The organism is Cyclonatronum proteinivorum, from assembly GCF_003353065.1.
GTDB classification, from domain to species: domain Bacteria; phylum Bacteroidota; class Rhodothermia; order Balneolales; family Cyclonatronaceae; genus Cyclonatronum; species Cyclonatronum proteinivorum.
This window is the reverse complement of the sequence record NZ_CP027806.1, coordinates 735,828-750,845: the sequence shown is the minus strand read 5'-3', so window position 1 is coordinate 750,845 and position 15,018 is coordinate 735,828. Positions and strand designations below refer to the sequence as shown.

The window sequence follows — 15,018 nt, the reverse complement described above, 5'->3', positions numbered from 1 at the left end:
TCCCGAACGCTTCTTGTTGGGTAGGAGCCCAATCAGCGCCCGGAAAGCTGACCAAGCAAGGAATGGTTAACGGCATCATGTGAGGGATCTCCCAGGCCGGAAATACGCCCGAAAAGTTGGTTCCCGGATTGTGCGTTAATTCGGAGCGCCTGCTCAGGTCGAACCAAGGGGATCTCTCACAGGAGGCTTCGAATCGCTTCCGGGTAAATCCACCAATGCAGGCTTCGATAAGGCTCATGGCTTTTACCCGCTGTTCGAGAAGACACATTGGTTTAGATGGTTGTGAAATCAAGATCATCATTCCGGCATCATCCCAATCTAACAATCTTCCAACCTAACACTTCCTCCCCCGCCCACATGTCATCCCGAACGCTTCTTGTTTAGTAGGAGCTAAATCAAAGCCCGGTAAGCTGACCAAGCAAGGAATGGTTAACGGCCTCATGTGAGGGATCTCCCAAGCCGGAAATACGCATGGAAAGTTGGTTCCCGGATTGTGCGTTAATTCCGCGCGCCTGCTCAGCTCGAGCAAAGGGGATCTCTCACAGGAGGCTTCGAATCGTTTCCGGGTAAATCCACCAATGCAGGCTTCGATAAGGCTCCTTGCTTTTTCCCGCTGTTCGAGATGACGTGTTGGTTTAGATGGTTGTGAAATCAAGATCATCATTCCGGCATCATCCCAATCTAACAATCTTCCAACCTAACACTTCCTCCCCCGCCCACATGTCATCCCGAACGCTTCTTGTTTAGTAGGAGCTAAATCAAAGCCCGGTAAGCTGACCAAGCAAGGAATGGTTAACGGCCTCATGTGAGGGATCTCCCAAGCCGGAAATACGCATGGAAAGTTGGTTCCCGGAGTGTGCGTTAATTCGGAGCGCCTGCTTAGGTCGAACCAAGGGGATCTCTCACAGGAGGCTTCGAATCGTTTCCGGGTAAATCCACCAATGCAGGCTTCGATAAGGCTCCTTGCTTTTTCCCGCTGTTCGAGATGACGTGTTGGTTTAGATGGTTGTGAAATCAAGATCATCATTCCGGCATCATTTCAACCTCACAATCTTCCAACCTCCTCCGCCAGCCCGCATGCGCGCCTTCGGCGCGCGCGGGATATGGGGGGCGGGGTTCGGTTGCTATAATCATGGCACTCCTTCGGAGTTGGTTCCGGGTTGAAATCAGACCGGTATGCGTTTATGGAACGCGGATTATTGGGATTTGCACGGATTTTGATGTGGCGGGAATGGAGCTAACATTTCTTCACCCGCCCACATGTCATCCCGAACGCTTCTTATTTGGTGGGAGCTAAATCAGCGCCCGGTAAGCTGACCAAGCAAGGGATGGTTAACGACCTCATGTGAGGGATCTCCCAAGCCGGAATACGCCCGAAAGCCGGATTGTGCGTTAATTCCGCGCGCCTGCTCAGGTCGAACCAAGGGGATCTCTCACAGGAGGCTTCGAATCGTTTCCGGGTAAATCCACCAATGCAGGCTTCGATAGGCTCCTTGCTTTTTCCCGCTGTTCGAGATGACGTGTTGGTTTAGATGGTTGGGAAGCATCAGGTGAGGAATTTTTTTGGAAGCATAGTACTTAGATCATTGCACATTAGCTTTGCCTGACTGCAACTGTTTATGATGTAAAACAACCTCGTACCATCTTCCCCATGCATTCCACCCCCAAGCTCGTTATCTTGCTCTGTTCCCCCAAAATCCTGAATTATCCTTAATGCCTTCCACGCCTTTCCGTCTCAAATCTGATTTTAAGCCTGCCGGGGATCAGCCGGCTGCGATTGAAGCGCTTACCAACGGACTCCGGGCCGGAGAGAAGTTTCAGACCCTGCTCGGGATTACCGGCTCGGGGAAGACCCGCACCATTGCCTCCGTGATTGAACAGGTGAACAAGCCGACGCTCGTGATGAGTCACAACAAGACGCTGGCTGCACAGCTGTACCGGGAGTTCAGCGATTTCTTTCCGGAAAACTGCGTGGAGTTTTTCATCAGCTATTACGACTACTATCAGCCCGAGGCCTACATTGTTTCTGCGGACAAGTATATTGAGAAGGACCTTTCCATCAACGATGAGATTCAGCGGCTCCGGCTGCGAGCGACGAGTTCGCTGCTTTCGGGCCGGCGTGATGTGATCATCGTAGCTTCGGTGAGCTGTATATATGGTATCGGTTCGCCTTCGGAATACGCAAAGCTCGTCATCCCCCTGAAAATCGGCGACATTGTTTCGCGCAACAAGCTGCTGTACGACTTTGTGGAGCTGCACTACACCCGCAACGATTTCGATTTCAGGCGCTCCACTTTCCGGGTCCGCGGAGATGTGGTTGATATCATCCCGGCCTATTCCGAGCACGCGCTGCGCATTGAATTTTGGGCCGATGAAATCGAGAAGCTCTCAACCTTTGACCCGGAGTCGGGCGATATCATCGAAGAAGTCGAAGAATTTACGATTTATCCGGCTTCCCACTATGTGACGAGCAAGGGGCGGCAGGAAGAGACCATCCGGCTGATTCAGGATGAGCTGAGCTGGCGGCTTGATGTGCTGCGGCAGGAAGAGAAATTCATCGAAGCGCAGCGGCTCGAACAGCGCACGGTTTTTGACATCGAGATGATCAAGGAAATCGGCTACTGTCCCGGTATCGAGAATTACTCCCGCTATCTTGCGGGCCGCAAACCCGGCGAACGTCCGTACTGCCTGATGGACTACTTCCCCGACGACTACCTGCTCGTAATGGATGAGAGCCATCAGTCCGTGCCCCAAATTGACGCGATGTACGGCGGCGACCGCTCGCGGAAGGTCAGTTTGGTCGAGCACGGTTTCCGGCTCCCGTCGGCACTCGACAACCGTCCGTTGAAGTTTGAGGAGTGGGAGGAGATGATTTCGCAGGCCATTTTCGTGAGCGCGACCCCGGCAGATTACGAGCTGGAAAAATCCGGCGGCTCGTATGTCGAACAGATCATTCGTCCGACCGGACTGATGGAGCCCAAAGTCGAAATGCGTCCGCTGAAAAATCAGATTGATGATTTAATTGATGAAATCCGGACGGTCATCGCCAAGGGCGAACGCGTGCTCGTACTCACGCTGACCAAGCGGATGAGCGAGGAGCTGAGCGAGTATCTCAAAAACATGGGTATCCGCGCGGCCTACATGCACAGCGAGCTCGACGCGCTTGAGCGCATCGAAGTGCTGTTCCGCTTCCGGCGGGGGGATTTCAGCGTACTCGTTGGGATCAACCTGCTGCGGGAGGGCATCGACATCCCCGAGCTCAGTCTTGTTGCCATTTTGGATGCCGACAAGGAAGGCTTCCTCCGCTCCGACACCTCCCTTTTCCAGATTGCGGGCCGGGCTGCTCGGAATGCGCAGGGACGCGTGATTTTTTATGCGGATAAAATCACCAAAAGCATGAAAAAGGTGATGGACGAAATGGAGCGTCGCCGGGCCATTCAGCAGGAATACAACGAAAAGCACGGGATTACGCCCACTACGGTGGTCAAGGAACTGAAGCCGCTGGTGGACCCGAGCCTGATTTCCAATCAGAACATCAATCTCGAAGAGCGCTATCAGGAAGACGCACCGGTTGAGCTGCTGCGGGTGGCCGACGACGGCATTCACTACCGCCCGAATCCGGCCATGAAGGAAGTGGTGTTCCACAGCAAGCAGAGCTTCCTCGATCATCTCACCGAAACCATGAAGACCGCTGCCCGGAATCTTGAATTTGAGGAAGCCGCACGCATCCGCGATCAAATCGAGGAGCTGAAAAAAGATATGAGCATGAAATAAGCCGGAAACCCATCCATCCCAAAAAACAACATTTAACCCTGTTCGACCGGCCGGAAGGCCTGCATTCCAAACCCACCTGCATGAGTACCCTCGCCTACCTGAAATCGCTGATCAAAGACAAAAACGTTGCCTCCATCACCCCAAGCTCGCGCTACACCGTCCGGAAAGTGACGCGCAAAATTGATTTCAGCGGCGATATTACGATTGTGGAGTATGGGCCGGGGACGGGCGTGTTTGCCGAATATTTGCTGAAAAAGATGAGCCCGGATTCCCGGCTGATTATGATTGAGCTGAATCCGGATTTTGTGGAAATCCTGCAAAAAATTGATGATCCGCGGGTGAGCGTGCACCGGCAGTCCGCAGAGGAAGCCGAGGCCATCGCGCAAAACTGCGGGGCGTTGGAGGCCGATTACATCCTGTCGGGCATCCCCTTCAGCTTTCTGCCCGTGCAGGTGAAGGATAATATCCTGACGGCCACTTACCGGCTGCTGCGCGAGGACGGCTACTTTCTCGCCTATCAGACCTCTATGCATCTGCGCAAGCCCATCGAGAAACACTTCGGAGCCGTTGAGATGAGTTTTGAGATCCGCAACATCCCGCCCATGTGCATTTACGAAGCCCGGAAAAACGGGCACAGGCACCTGCCCCATCCCCCGAAAAACTGACGCACTGCCGCCATGCAACAGCCGGATTTCGGGGAACCCATGCTGAATATTGAACAGCTCATCGATGCGTACCGCAACGGCTACTTCCCGATGGCAGACGGCAGCGGTCCGGAGGCTGAAATCAGCTATTACACAGCCTGGAAACGGGGCATCATCCCGATGGAGGCTTTTCACATGCCGAAGCGGGCACTGCGTACTTTTCGAAAGATGGGCTACGAGGCCGGCATCAATCAGCAGTTTGAAGCCGTGCTTGAGGGATGCGCCAACCGCGAAAGCACCTGGATTAATCCCGTTATTCACCGGACTTTTTTGTACCTTAACCAAACAGGTTCAGCACATTCCGTTGAAGTTTTCCGGGACAGGAAGCTGGTTGGCGGACTCTACGGTCTGGCACTTGGTGGTGCCTTTTTCGCTGAATCTGTATTTCAGGATGAACCGGAAGCACACAAAGCCGCGCTGTGGTTTTGTCACCGGCATCTCACAGAAAGGGGATTTACGCTTTGGGATGCGCAATTTTTCACCAAGCATTTGGGTCAGTTTGGCTGCCGGGAGATTCCCGCAAGCCGCTACAAAACGCTGCTCAGACAGGCACTGAAAGAACCCGTAACCTTTGTATAGCATGGAAATAGGGGCAGAAAACCTCACCAAATCGTATGGGAGACAGATTGTACTCAACGGCCTCACCTTTCGGGTGCAGGAAGGCAGCGTACTTGGGTTGCTGGGCAACAATGGGGCGGGAAAATCGACCCTCATTCATCTGCTGACCGGCATTCATCAGCCGGATTCGGGGGTGCTGCTCATTGACGGGAAAAGCTGGCTGGATGCGGCACAACACGACAGCCTGCGCCGTCAGATTGGCGTGCTGCCCGAGCAGGGTCAGCTGAATCCCGAGCTCACCGCCGCAGAACAGCTGCGGTTCACGGCCCTGCTGTACGGCATCGATTTAAGCAGCAACATGGATCAGGTCATGGCCATGGCCGAGTATTTGTTTGAAGATTTGAGCGTGCTCGAAAAACGCTGTGCGACTTTTTCGACCGGGATGAAAAAGAAGCTCGGCCTCATCCTCGCTTTTTTGCACAAGCCGCGGCTCGTGCTGCTCGATGAACCCTTCTCCGGCCTTGATCCCGGCTCCGCGCGGCTCGTAATCAACTTCCTGAACGCCTACAGCCGCAGCGATCGCGTGATAGTTGTTTCCTCCCACAACCTCTCGTATGTGGAGCAGGTCGCAACACATCTTGCTGTGCTGCATGAAACGGAATTCCGTTTTTTCGGCACGATGGATGCCTTTACAAGCAGCGGTCAGTCGCAGCTTGAAAGCTCGCTCATGCAACTGCTGGCCCCCGAAGAAAAAAGTACCGATCAGCTGCGCCGTCTTCTCAGTTAAGTACACCCTGCCACAGCCGCCTCCTATGGAAAACACCCTTACAAGACCAAACACCATCCGGTTGGCGGCCTTTATTATAAAGACCCGCACCAAAATGCTGGTAACGGGCGAAGAAAACAAGCTGCTGAACATCGGCCGGATTTTGATTCTGGTTGTGCTGCTGCTGTACGGCAGCTTTGGTGCGCTCGCGCTGCTCACGCTCGAAACGGAACAGCGGCTGCTGATTGAAAGTGCGGTTCTGATCAGCCTTGCCTTCATCATTTTTTTCAGCGGCGTATTCCCGATCATCCGGTTTCCGGTACGCATCATCCCGGCCTATGCCCCGGTATCGGAACGTGCTGCGGGTGCGCTCAATCTGTTGTATAACACGACGCGCCCCGGCACGGTGTACGGCATCTGGTTTCTCATCATCCTGAGCATCCTGAGCTACAGCCTCGGTCCCTGGCTCTTTCTCGACGGGCTATTTGTCATCATCGCAGCTTCGGCGCTTGATTTCGGCACGAAGCACAGCGTGCAGCTCTGGCGGGCCTCCCGGCAAACGGAGGGCGCGCCGCTCATCAGCCCCGAAGCTGCCCTCACGGCACTGCTTGCGGCGACCGCTTCTGTCTGTTTTGCAGGCCTGTACTTCTGGTTTCGTCCGGTATTTTACGGAACCATGCCCTGGACCGGCAGCATCCTGCTGTTTACCGCTGCGGTTTCAGCAGTGGCGTTCTACATGTTTCTGACACAGCGTTACGCCGAAATCCGGCATATCCGCGACACAACCGATAACAGTACCCTTGTCAGCCTGCTCAAAGCACCGGGCAGCCTTTCGGGCTACGCGGCGCAACTCTATAACCGGCGCGAGACCTCCCGTCAGCTCTACCTGGTCATCCCTGTCATCCTGATTTTGGGCGGGGTTTACCTCTATCTCATTCAGGGATACCTGCCCGCTTATATTGCATATTTGCTGGCCATCCCGCTGCTGCCGTTCAGCTACCTGCACAACAACTACTGGGGCTTTTTCCCGGAACTTTGGAGCAGCCAAAGCATCAGTCCCAAAGCCCGAAAACTGCGCTGGCAGTTTTACACCGGCTCCCTTTGGCGGGTACTTGGCTGGTATGCGGTGCTGGCTTTTCCGGTCTTATTTTTTATCGGGCAATTTGAATGGAAGCAGCTCCTCGTCTTCATCCTGCTTAGTCCGCCCGCCCTGCTGACCGGCTACTGGTCGAGCATCCGCCTCCCTAAAAAAGTACGGGACGGCTCCACCGTGATCTCCTTCAGCCGTACCATGAACAACACCTCGGCCCTCGTCAGCTTTTTTGAGACTACCCTCTTTTTGGGGCTTACCCTCCTACTCATCAGCGGGTTCTACTTCATCTTCACAGCCGCCTATCTGCTCGTGCTCATCACCTGCTGGTTTATGGTGAAATCGGTCGAAAACAATCCTGCAGCATTTGAGCGGGTCAGCACGGTGCTGCTGCGGTGATACCAATCAGGTTTCAGCGATTCAGGTCAGGGCTTGCGGCTTGCGGCTTGCGGCTTACCTCAGCTTCCCCATATAGCTTCCGCCCAGGGCGTAATCCGAAGCGCAAGCAGCATCGAGAGCAGTACAAACGCTATCGCCCCGAGAATAATCGTGCTGAACACAACCCCCGCATCCAGCAGATTCCCGAACAGCACGGGTGCGGAAGCTGTCGAAAAAACCATGAGGGTCACGAGGGTCGAACGGATGGCACCTAAATGTGTGACTCCATAGATTTCGGCAAACAGGGCCGTTTTAGTATTCCCGCTAATGCCTTCCGTTGCACCGAGGAGCAGCATATAGATCAGCGCCGTTACGGGATGGCTGCCCAACAGCAGCACCACAAACCCGACCACCATCGGAATCAGCATAAACGGATACACCGCCCGCGCCGTGAAACGGTCAATGACGGGACCAATCCCCAGCGAGAAAACCATCTTGGCACCGGCAAAACCAATGAAGCAGGACGCCATCCACGCCATGCTCCAGCCTTTTGATTCAGCAAGCGGCAGCTGATAGAGGAAAAAACCGGTCAGTAAAATTGGTGATGCCAAACCGGCAGGCAGTATAAAATAAAACCTCGGGTCACGCAGCATCTCAGCGCGGGTCCAGGAGCGGTTGGTCTCGGGGGATGTTTTTTCTTTCGGGGGATGGGTTTCCGGATCGGATCCTGCATCTATGGCAGCACCAAACCGCTCAGGTTCAGGGGCTGTCTCATTGTAATTTTTCAGCAGCAGGGGGATGATGAGTGCGGCACACAAAAGCACGAATCCTGCAATAAGCATCCAGCTGCTGCGCCAGCCAATGGCGCCGATCAGCAGGGCCACACTCACCGGCAGCACGGCCTCCCCGAGGGAAAAACCCACTGATGATACGCTCAGCGCTTTGCCCCGGTCAGCATCAAAACGCCGGGCCATGGTTGTCTGCGAAATATGCCCCATCAGGCCCTGCCCTGTATGACGTACGCCCAAAATTGCCAGAAAGAGTACGATAAGGGTATGCGCAAACGATAGCAGAAGGGCTGAGACCAGCATCACCCCAAGAACCGCGAAGGTATATTTCTGAAGGGGCACCCGATCGAGCAGGCCGCCCGTGTAAGGCAGCAGCAGGGCTGATGTCAGGGTGATGGCCGAATAGAAGGTTCCGAAGCTGCCGCTGCTCAACCCGAAAGTTTCCTGCCAGGCGGGTAAAAAAAGCGAAAACATGAAGGTCTGTCCAAAGCCTGCAAAAAAAGTGAGCAGCACTCCGAACAGCAACAGACGTGTATTTTTGCGAAAAAAGGTGTAGAAAGTCATGGGTTGGGTTATCAGTAAAGTTGGTCTTCCTAACTTACTACTTTTTCAGTTCGGGGAAATAAGCCAAAGTACCCCCCCCATTTTTGCGGCATAAACTACTGAGGTTTACTACTAACCTATCCCACTATCATTCCGACCTTTTTTGTTCCGCAATCCGGTAACAGTAAGCCAAACGGTCCGAAGAACCCTGTTTTGACGATGATGCCGGTATCAGGACACGTGTCACCAAACCTGCATGCTGAAATCCGTCAAAGACAAAGACTCCCCGCTTGCAGGGATGGCGTTGGGATTGATCTCAGCCCTGAGGGGATGTATGAAGATTTTGGGGCAATCCGGGAGTGCTAAACCAAACTCACTCCACCCGCCCGTACCTCACAATCCTATAATAATTCGTAGGATAAGCCCCCACCTGCAGCAGGAGCGGGCGCAAACTGAACTGTACGTGCAGCTCGTCCGGCTGACCGTCGCGGCCCAGTTTGAACCAGACGAATTTTTCGCGTTGAGCGGGGTTACGCCAGACCGCGCGGAAAGTGTCGTAGTGCCAGTGCTCGAGGTCGGCAACTTGGGTCGGGTCATCCCAGAAATGCAGTTCGAGACCGGCTTCCGCCAGCACGACGCGCACCTCGTCGTAGAGCGGATCGTGGAATAGGCCGGTGTAGGCACTGAGCATCCGGCTTGGCTGTGTGCCGGGTAGCCGTGCCTCATGGATTTCATCCCGCAGCGCCTGCACCCGGGCGAACTGTTGCTCGAAGCCGCGCAAATAGACCGCGTGCCAGTCGCGGAATTCCGCGCCGGTGTAGTAGTCTTTCAGCATGCGGCCCAGCGCATTCATGAAGGTGTTGAAGGTGTTGGTCGTAATAAAAATGCCCACATTTTCTTCGGGGATGAGGATGAGGTTGGTGTTCATCCCGTCGGTCGCGCCGCCGTGCCGGTAGATGGTGCGCCCGTTCCAGGAGGTGACCGTCCAGCCGAGGGCGTAGGCCGTGATAGCCGCTTCGCGGTTGTTACCGGGGATGGGCGTCACAATCCGGTACAGCTCGCGGGCCGTTTCAGGGCTGAGAAGCCGTTCACCCTCAAATGTGCCGGCTTCGCCCAGGTTCAGTCGCATCCACTGCGCCATATCCGCAGCGCTGCTGTTAACCGAGGCGGAAGCGCCGACGTTGTCGAAATTCCGCCGCGGAATGGTCTTCAGCTCCCCCTCGATAAGCTGATGCGGCCAGGCCGCATTTTCCCATTCCGGAATTTGGGTGATGCTCGTGTTGCTGCGCGCCATGCCCAGCGGCGCAAACAGCCGCCGCTCCATGAAGCTGTCCCAGCCCTCGCCGGTGACCGCGCGAACGACCTCACCCGCTACCATGTACATCATGTTGCTGTACACGTAACCTTCCCGAAACGGGCGCTCTGGCTCCATGTAACGCATGCGGTACATCAGCTCGGCCGGTTCGCGGTTGGGCATGAACTGAATCCGGTTGCCGGTCATGCGTCCGAGACCGCTCCGGTGCGTGAGCAGGTCGCGGATGGTGAGGGTGCGCGTCACGTAGGGATCGTAAAGCTCAAAGGTCGGGAGGTGACGCGTAACGGGATCATCCCAGCCGATGAGACCTTCATCCACCAGCATGCCGAGTATGGTGGCGGTCATGGCTTTGGTTGTGGACGCAATCCCAAAAAGCGTGTGTTCATCCACCGGCTCCGGCTCACCGAGTTTCCGGAGCCCAAAGCCACGCGCGAACACGACCTCATCCTCCTTCACAATGGAAACCGCCATCCCCGGAATATCCCAGTCTGCCATGCCGGCTTCAATCCAGCTTATCAGCGCATCCGGAACTGCCGGAACTGTGGTTTCGGCCTCTTGCGCCTGAACGGGCAGGGAACTCATCATCCCCCAAAAAATCCCTGCGAAAAGCGCGACAAATACGGCGTGTTTTTGAATAAGACGGACGAAAAAACGGTAAGGTGATAGCGGTGAATGAGTCAAAACGGCTTTGGTTTTAGGGATTTTCGGGGGATGGGCTTCCGGACCTTATTCGGATTCCGGCATACTTTGGCAGAGCTCCATGAGCACGCCGGTGCTGTTTTTGGGATGGACGAAGGCAATCAGTTTGTTGTCGGCGCCACGCTTTGGTTCCTCCTGAAGCAGCCGGAAGCCAGCCTCACGCAGGCGCTGCATTTCCGCGCGGATGTCATCCACCTCGAAGGCCACATGATGCAGGCCCTGCCCGCGCTTTTCGATAAAGCTGTGAATGACGGATTGCTCGGATGTCGCGCCCAAGAGCTCAACTTTTGATTCGCCGGTTTGGAAAAAAGCCGTATCAACTTTTTCGGATTCGACGGCTTCCCGCTTGTAGCAGGGCGTGCTGAGCAGGGTTTCCCAGGTTTTGATGGCTTCTTCCAGATTGCTGACGGCGATGCCGATGTGCTCAATTTTATTCATAATCGTAATTTTGGTTAGGGTATGGTGGAAACATAAGCTTTGGAAATATGCTGAAATCCGGCTTCATTTGCATAAAAAAAGGGCATCCGAATCACCGGATGCCCCTTCAACTTTGATAGTGGGATAAATTAGGAAATGGTCTATGCGTCGGCTGACTGCTCTGCGTACACGTTTTTGCTGAGACGGTCGGCTACGGAGTCGAAAGCGGAGTACAGCACCGGCACAACGACCAGGGTGAGGAAGGTCGCAAAGGTGAGGCCGCTGATGATGGCGATGCCCATCGGTCCCCAGAAAGCAGTGCTTTCAGAGCCAAACTGCAGGTTCGGGTCGAGGTTGGCAAATAGGCCGACATAGTCGATGTTGATGCCGAAGGTCAGCGGAACAAGACCCAGAATGGTCGTGAGCGCGGTGAGCATTACCGGACGGAAACGGATGGTGCCCGCCTCCACAATCGCTTCGCGCTTGCTCATGCCTTTTTCCGTGAGCTGTTTCACATAATCGAGCAGTACGACATTGTTCACGCACACAATACCGGCCAGCGAGATAACCCCGATGAAGGTCATAAGGCCAAAGGGCGTGCGCGTGAGAATGAGGCCGAGCAGTACACCAATCAGACTCAGCCCTACGGCAGTCATGATGATCAGGGGCGATTTCACATTGTTGAACTTCGCCAGCATGATGAGGAAGATGAGCGCAAAGCCAACCAGCAGGGCTGTGGTGAGGAACCCGAAAGCTTCCTCCTGATCTTCGCTTTCGCCGGTGTAGCGCACGGTGTAGCCGAGCGGCAGGTCAGCCACATAATCAGCCAGCAAGGTCTGTACCTGTGAAAGCACCTCCGGGCCGGAGAAGCCGCTCTCTGCCTGACCTTCGATCGTTGCCGTACGGCTCAGGTTGAGACGGGTGATGCTGCCAAGACCGGTTCCTTCTTCAAAGGAAGCGACGGCAACCAGCGGAATCAGTCCGGAGGGGGAGCCGATTTTGAGTCCGGCGAGGCTCTCGAGGTTCTGACGGTCTTCTTCGCGCAGTCGAACGACGATGTCGTATTCATCCTCGCCGTCGCGCCACTTGCTTGCTTCAAGCCCGTTGTTGGCAATCCGCACGGTCTGAGCGATGTCAGCCAGGCTTAGGCCGAAACGGTTGGCGCGCTCGTAATCGACCAGAATCCGGTATTCCGGTAAGCCGCCGCTGATGTTGTTGCGGATATCCACCAAACCGGGAATCTGCCGGGTCGTTGAGGCTTCAATCAGCTTTTGCGTGATTTCACGGGTAATCCGAACCACTTCATCAAAATCTTCTCCTGACACTTCAATATTGACCGGAGCGCCGGTTGGGGGACCGACTTCTTCCCCTTCAATACTCACGATGATGTCAGGCAAATCGGTGATAACGCTTCTCATTTTGCGCAGTGTGATGGCAGATGGTTCAGCCCGGTCGCCGTAATCCACCAGATTTACGGTAAGGCGCGACAGTTCCGGACTCTGGTTTCCACCCCCAAAAAACGGATCTCCCGCTACCCCAACATTGATCTGAATATTCTCAATATTCGCCTTCACCTTAGGGTCTTCGTCTATCAGCTGATAGAGACGTTGCTGAACATCGTAAGCCGTTGCGTTGCTTGCATGTACGTTCATCCCGATGGGACCTTCCAGCTCAATAATGATACGGTTGGGGTCGGTTTCAGGAAAGAATTCCACCCCGGTAGGGATAACCGTGAATAAGAAGAATATGCTGACCATGAGTCCCAGCACGCTGTTGAGCAGCAGGGCGCGGTTGTCTGTTACCAACAGCGGTTTATCCGTTCGGGTGCCAATAAGGAGCCCAATGCCGCCTAAAATGACAAGTGCAACCGGCAGTCCCATAAGCGTAACCCAAACCAGGAGACTGACCTCCGTGCCGAGGGAAACAGCCCCGAGAATGATTCCGATAAACGCTGCCAGTACCAGACCGGAGTACATAGAGTACTTGTTCCCGCGCAGCATGATTTCCACAAAGTGAATCAGAATTCCGATCACCCCAAGTCCGGCAAATACGCCCCCTAAAAGAATCAGTAGCTGCCCCGCAGGGGATAAAATACTGACAACGGCACCCAGCACGGCAAACAGTGCTCCTGCCGAGAGCATGCCGAGGGCGAAAGTATTCCGGAGCATTGCATACCGGATTTTATAGTTCCGGCGCAACATCCAGTTCAGGAAATTTCGGTACCAGTCGAGAATGGCCGGCAGGGTCCGCTCCATGAATACGGCCGAAAGCGGCTTAATCATAAATTTAAACGTGAGCACAAAGAACAGCGCAACCAGCACGGTTACCAGCAGGGTGACAGGGTTCGCCATACCAATCGCTACCACGAGAAAAACGCCCAGACCATATTGCAGCATTTTGAAGCCTTTCGAACGCGGGCGGGATTCTTCACCGTCAAGCTTTACCAGGTAGGCTGTCAGCACCGGATAAATCACCAGCGCGATGAACAGCGAACACAGCAGTACCACAATCAGGGTGAAAGGGAGATATCCCATGAACTGCCCGATAATTCCCGGCCAGAAGGTCATCGGGATGAAGGCCGCCAGCAGGGTTGATGTCGCAGCGATCAGCGCGTAGCCGACTTCATCAGCACCGCGTTTCGCCGCTTCAAAGCGTTCGTAGCCCATCTCCCGGTAGCGGTAGATGTTCTCCACCACTACAATGGAGTTATCAACCAGCAGCCCCAGCGCAATGATTAAACTGAAGAGAATTACGAAGTTGGCCGTGTATCCCAGGCTGAGCAGCACGATGAAGCCTACCAGAATCGAAAGCGGCACCGCGGTTCCTACGAGCAGCGCATTCCGGATACCGAGGAAAAACACCAGCACGAGCACCACGAACAGCATTCCGCTGATAATACTGTTTTCGAGATCGCTGATCAGATTCCGAACATCTTCGCTCTGATCACCTGTAATAACAACCTGCGTGCCACCGGGCAGCGGATAGTCTTCTACGGCTGCAAGCACGGCTTCAACCGTTTCGAGAATGTTGGCTGCGGGCCGCTTTTTGATGTTGAGAGAAATGACTTCAAGGTCCTGAATATCTTCGGCGGGCAGATCAACGAGCTCGCCGTTTTCATTGACTTTGTAGGAACGCAGGCGGGCAAAACTCTCCCGGTCTTTAAACCCGAAAATAACTTCCGCTACATCCCGCATATAGACGAGTCCTTCAGGAGCCGGGCCTTCGCCCCCGCCCCCGCCGCCAACAATGACCAAATCATTGATTTCGTCCGGATCATCAAACTCCCCGCTGATACGAATCAGGTAGCTCATACGGTCCACATCTATGGTGCCGCCCGGAATCGTGAGATTCTGCCCCTGAATGGCGCCTACCAGGGCCTGAAGCGGAATGCCAAAACTATTCAGGGCGTCAATATCCACATTTACCTGCACTTCGCGCTCCACATCACCGATCATATCCACTTCACGGACACCGGATACGGTTTCGAGCATATCGCTCATGCGGTTGGCGACTTCGGTCAGCCGCGAAAGCGGGTAATCCGCCGCAAGGTTGACGGTCAGAATCGGAAAGTCATCCAGATCAATTTCGATAATAATGGGCTCTTCCACATCCGGCGGCAGCTCGGCGCGCGCAATATCAACCCGCTCGCGCACCCGCTGACTCGCTTCGATATTGGAAACATCGAGATCAAATTCTACCACAACGCTACTCACACTTTCCAGCGTAGTAGAGCGGATGTCTTTCACTCCGTTAATCCCCTGCAGCTCCCGCTCAATGGGCTGTGTCACCAGCGCTTCCATATCCGCCGGACTAATACCGGGATAAATGGTATTGACGATAAAAATAGGAATCTCAATAGACGGGTTCGACTCTTTGGGGATGGTGCTGTAAGAGTAGGCGCCGGCAAAAACCAGAATCACCGCAAGCACCAGAATGACCGTCCGGTTTTTTAGCGTAATTTCGTTTAATTTCATAGAGTAATTCGC

At 54.6% G+C, this 15,018-nt stretch carries 9 protein-coding genes; 5 read left to right on the top strand and 4 right to left on the bottom strand.

Translation table 11 applies throughout. The features are described 5' to 3' along the window. The first annotated feature begins 1,713 nt into the window (after window positions 1–1,713). From uvrB to CYPRO_RS02830, 5 genes are all read left to right on the top strand, one after another. Entirely contained in the window at window positions 1,714–3,774 is a 2,061-nt protein-coding gene (uvrB, locus tag CYPRO_RS02850) for an excinuclease ABC subunit UvrB (protein WP_114983189.1), read from the top strand. An 80-nt stretch (window positions 3,775–3,854) separates the two neighbouring features. Further along, a complete protein-coding gene (locus CYPRO_RS02845) occupies window positions 3,855–4,439 on the top strand; it encodes a class I SAM-dependent methyltransferase (protein ID WP_114983188.1) in 585 nt (194 codons plus the stop codon). A 12-nt stretch (window positions 4,440–4,451) separates the two neighbouring features. After that, entirely contained in the window at window positions 4,452–5,057 is a 606-nt protein-coding gene (gene aat, locus CYPRO_RS02840; RefSeq protein ID WP_114983187.1) for a leucyl/phenylalanyl-tRNA--protein transferase, read from the top strand. A gap of 1 nt (window position 5,058) precedes the next feature. Then, a complete protein-coding gene (locus CYPRO_RS02835; RefSeq protein ID WP_114983186.1) occupies window positions 5,059–5,823 on the top strand; it encodes an ABC transporter ATP-binding protein in 765 nt (254 codons plus the stop codon). 25 nt (window positions 5,824–5,848) lie between these two features. Further along, complete coding sequence (locus tag CYPRO_RS02830) at window positions 5,849–7,291, top strand: hypothetical protein (RefSeq protein ID WP_114983185.1); 1,443 nt, start codon at window positions 5,849–5,851, stop codon at window positions 7,289–7,291. A 59-nt stretch (window positions 7,292–7,350) separates the two neighbouring features. On the opposite strand, the gene CYPRO_RS02825 is transcribed toward CYPRO_RS02830, so the two are convergent. The 4 genes from CYPRO_RS02825 to CYPRO_RS02810 all read right to left on the bottom strand — a co-directional run bounded on the left by CYPRO_RS02825 (window position 7,351) and on the right by CYPRO_RS02810 (window position 15,006). After that, the gene (locus tag CYPRO_RS02825) at window positions 7,351–8,622 is read right to left on the bottom strand and encodes an MFS transporter (RefSeq protein WP_114983184.1); all 1,272 of its coding nucleotides are present in this window, start codon (window positions 8,620–8,622) and stop codon (window positions 7,351–7,353) included. 352 nt (window positions 8,623–8,974) lie between these two features. Beyond that, window positions 8,975–10,501 carry a serine hydrolase gene (locus CYPRO_RS02820; RefSeq protein ID WP_124245495.1) on the bottom strand — a complete coding sequence of 509 codons (1,527 nt, stop codon included), beginning with the start codon at window positions 10,499–10,501 and terminating at the stop codon, window positions 8,975–8,977. A 141-nt stretch (window positions 10,502–10,642) separates the two neighbouring features. Further along, a complete protein-coding gene (gene mce / locus CYPRO_RS02815) occupies window positions 10,643–11,053 on the bottom strand; it encodes a methylmalonyl-CoA epimerase (protein ID WP_114983182.1) in 411 nt (136 codons plus the stop codon). A gap of 140 nt (window positions 11,054–11,193) precedes the next feature. Continuing rightward, window positions 11,194–15,006 carry an efflux RND transporter permease subunit gene (locus CYPRO_RS02810; RefSeq protein ID WP_114983181.1) on the bottom strand — a complete coding sequence of 1,271 codons (3,813 nt, stop codon included), beginning with the start codon at window positions 15,004–15,006 and terminating at the stop codon, window positions 11,194–11,196. Window positions 15,007–15,018 lie beyond the last annotated feature (12 nt).

Excerpts from the sequence above, each read along its gene's own strand:
- uvrB (WP_114983189.1), top strand. The coding sequence starts at position 1,714 with ATGCCTTCCACGCCTTTCCGTCTCAAATCTGATTTTAAGCCTGCCGGG.
- CYPRO_RS02845 (WP_114983188.1), top strand. The coding sequence starts at position 3,855 with ATGAGTACCCTCGCCTACCTGAAATCGCTGATCAAAGACAAAAACGTT.
- aat (WP_114983187.1), top strand. The coding sequence starts at position 4,452 with ATGCAACAGCCGGATTTCGGGGAACCCATGCTGAATATTGAACAGCTC.
- CYPRO_RS02835 (WP_114983186.1), top strand. The coding sequence starts at position 5,059 with ATGGAAATAGGGGCAGAAAACCTCACCAAATCGTATGGGAGACAGATT.
- CYPRO_RS02830 (WP_114983185.1), top strand. The coding sequence starts at position 5,849 with ATGGAAAACACCCTTACAAGACCAAACACCATCCGGTTGGCGGCCTTT.
- CYPRO_RS02825 (WP_114983184.1), bottom strand. The coding sequence starts at position 8,622 with ATGACTTTCTACACCTTTTTTCGCAAAAATACACGTCTGTTGCTGTTC.
- CYPRO_RS02820 (WP_124245495.1), bottom strand. The coding sequence starts at position 10,501 with ATGATGAGTTCCCTGCCCGTTCAGGCGCAAGAGGCCGAAACCACAGTT.
- mce (WP_114983182.1), bottom strand. The coding sequence starts at position 11,053 with ATGAATAAAATTGAGCACATCGGCATCGCCGTCAGCAATCTGGAAGAA.
- CYPRO_RS02810 (WP_114983181.1), bottom strand. The coding sequence starts at position 15,006 with ATGAAATTAAACGAAATTACGCTAAAAAACCGGACGGTCATTCTGGTG.